2 protein-coding genes are annotated in these 2,189 nt (G+C 64.7%); both read left to right on the forward strand.

Going from position 1 to position 2,189, the window contains the following annotated elements; all coding sequences use genetic code 11:
* A partial coding sequence (locus D8Z78_RS24290) for a formate--tetrahydrofolate ligase (RefSeq protein ID WP_121634741.1) occupies positions 1–1,122 on the forward strand: 1,122 nt, incomplete at its 5' end.
* 103 nt (positions 1,123–1,225) lie between these two features.
* The gene (locus tag D8Z78_RS24295) at positions 1,226–2,107 is read left to right on the forward strand and encodes a bifunctional 5,10-methylenetetrahydrofolate dehydrogenase/5,10-methenyltetrahydrofolate cyclohydrolase (protein WP_121634740.1); all 882 of its coding nucleotides are present in this window, start codon (positions 1,226–1,228) and stop codon (positions 2,105–2,107) included.
* Positions 2,108–2,189: the final 82 nt, after the last annotated feature.

Consider the following 2,189-nt stretch of genomic DNA (forward strand, 5'->3'; position numbering starts at 1 on the left):
GTGGCCAATGGCTTCCCGCGCGAGGCTGGCTTCGACATCACCGTGGCGTCCGAAGTCATGGCGATCCTGTGCCTTGCCAAGGACCTCAAGGACCTGGAAACGCGTCTGGGCGACATGATCGTGGCCTATCGCCGGGACAAGACCCCGGTCTTCTGCCGCGACATCAAGGCCGAGGGCGCAATGACCGTGCTGCTCAAGGACGCGATGCAGCCGAACCTCGTGCAGACGCTGGAGAACAACCCCGCCTTCGTGCATGGCGGCCCGTTCGCCAATATCGCGCATGGCTGCAACTCGGTCATCGCGACGACCACCGCGCTGAAGCTGGCGGATTACGTCGTGACGGAAGCCGGCTTTGGTGCCGATCTGGGCGCCGAGAAGTTCATGGACATCAAGTGCCGCAAGGCCGGGCTGAAGCCCGACGCGGTGGTGATCGTCGCCACCGTGCGCGCGATGAAGATGAATGGCGGCGTGGCCAAGGCCGACCTGAACGCCGAGAATGTCGAGGCGGTGAAGGCCGGTTGCCCGAACCTCGGCCGTCACATCGAGAACATGAAGAAGTTCGGCGTGCCGGCGATCGTGGGGATCAACCACTTCTACGCCGACACCGATGCCGAGGTGCAGGCGGTGATCGACTACTGCGCCGAGCAGGGCGTCGAGGCCATCGTGAACAAGCATTGGGCCGAGGGTGGTGCCGGTATCGAGGCGACCGCGAAGAAGGTCGTCGAGATTTGTGAGGCCGGTGAGGCGAACTATGCGCCTTTGTACGGTGATGAGCTGAGCCTCGCTGAGAAGATCGAGACGGTCTGCAAGGAAATTTACCGCGCCGACAACGTGGTGATGGATGGCAAGATCCGCGCGCAGCTGAAGGACTGGGAAGATCAGGGCTATGGCAACCTGCCGGTCTGCATGGCGAAAACGCAGTATTCGTTCTCGACCGATCCGGGCCAGCGCGGTGCGCCCACCGGCTTTGACATCCCCGTGCGCGAGGTCCGCCTGTCGGCTGGTGCCGGGTTCGTGGTCGTCGTCTGCGGCGAGATCATGACCATGCCGGGCCTGCCGAAGAAGCCTGCGGCAGAGACCATCTGCCTGAACGAAGAGGGCCTGATCGAAGGGTTGTTCTAAGCCTCGGGGGGATGGTGGTCGGACGCTGTTTGAGCTGCGCTCAAAGGCGCCCCGCCCACCATCCCTTTGACGATTCGCGGGGTGGCAAACGGAGTATTGGATCATGCGGGCAGCATTGATCGACGGAAAGGCCATCGCGGCCGACATGCGGGCGCGGATCGCGGCGCAGGCGGCGGAGCTGGCCGAGGCGGGCTGGCAGCCAAAGCTGGTCTCGATCAGCGTGGGTGATACGGCGGCGGCGGACCTCTATGTGCGCAACCAGAAGAAGCACGCCGAAAGCGCCGGGGTGCAGTTCGAGGCGCGCGCTTATCCGGGCGAGACCTCGCTGGAGCAGTTGACCGGCATCCTGCAGGGCTTGAACGCCGATCCGCGGGTGAACGGCATCATCATCCAGCGCCCCTTGCCGGGGCATATCCCGGTCAAGGTGCTGCAGAAACTGGTGCATCCGCTCAAGGATGTGGAGGGCATGCACCCGGCCTCGATCGGCAATATCGTCTATAACGATCTGGCGCTGGGGCCCTGTACGGCTGTTGCGGCGGTCGAGATATTGAAGACCCTGCCGCTGCCGGTCGAGGGGCTGAATGTCACCGTGATCGGTCATTCCGAGATCGTCGGCAAGCCCATCGCCTTTCTCATGATGGGCTTGGGCGCGACGGTGACGGTGTGCCATCACATGACGCGCTCGGTGGCGATGCATAGCCGCGCGGCGGATGCGGTCTTTGTGGCCGTGGGCAAGCCGGGGCTGGTGACGGGCGATATGCTCAAACCCGGCGCGGCCCTGATCGACATTGGCATCAACCGGGTCGAGGGGCGCACCGTGGGCGACGCGGATTTCGACAGTTGCGCCGAGGTGGCGGGCTGGATCACCCCGGTGCCGGGCGGGGTTGGCCCGGTGACCGTGGCGACGCTGATGCAGAACGCCGTGCAGGCGACGCGCATGCAGATGGAGCATTACCGCGAGGCTTACGCGCGGACGGATATCTAGGGACGCGGTCGGACGCTGTTTGCGCCTGCGCGCAAAGGCTGGGGCTCCGCCCGTTTCGGCTTCAAACGCTCCCCCGGAGCGT

The sequence above is a fragment of the Tropicibacter alexandrii genome (assembly GCF_003667315.2).
In the GTDB taxonomy this organism is placed as follows: domain Bacteria; phylum Pseudomonadota; class Alphaproteobacteria; order Rhodobacterales; family Rhodobacteraceae; genus Tropicibacter; species Tropicibacter alexandrii.

Bases quoted from the DNA above. Each gene is read 5' to 3' on its own strand.
- D8Z78_RS24295 (WP_121634740.1), top strand. From the start codon at position 1,226: ATGCGGGCAGCATTGATCGACGGAAAGGCCATCGCGGCCGACATGCGG.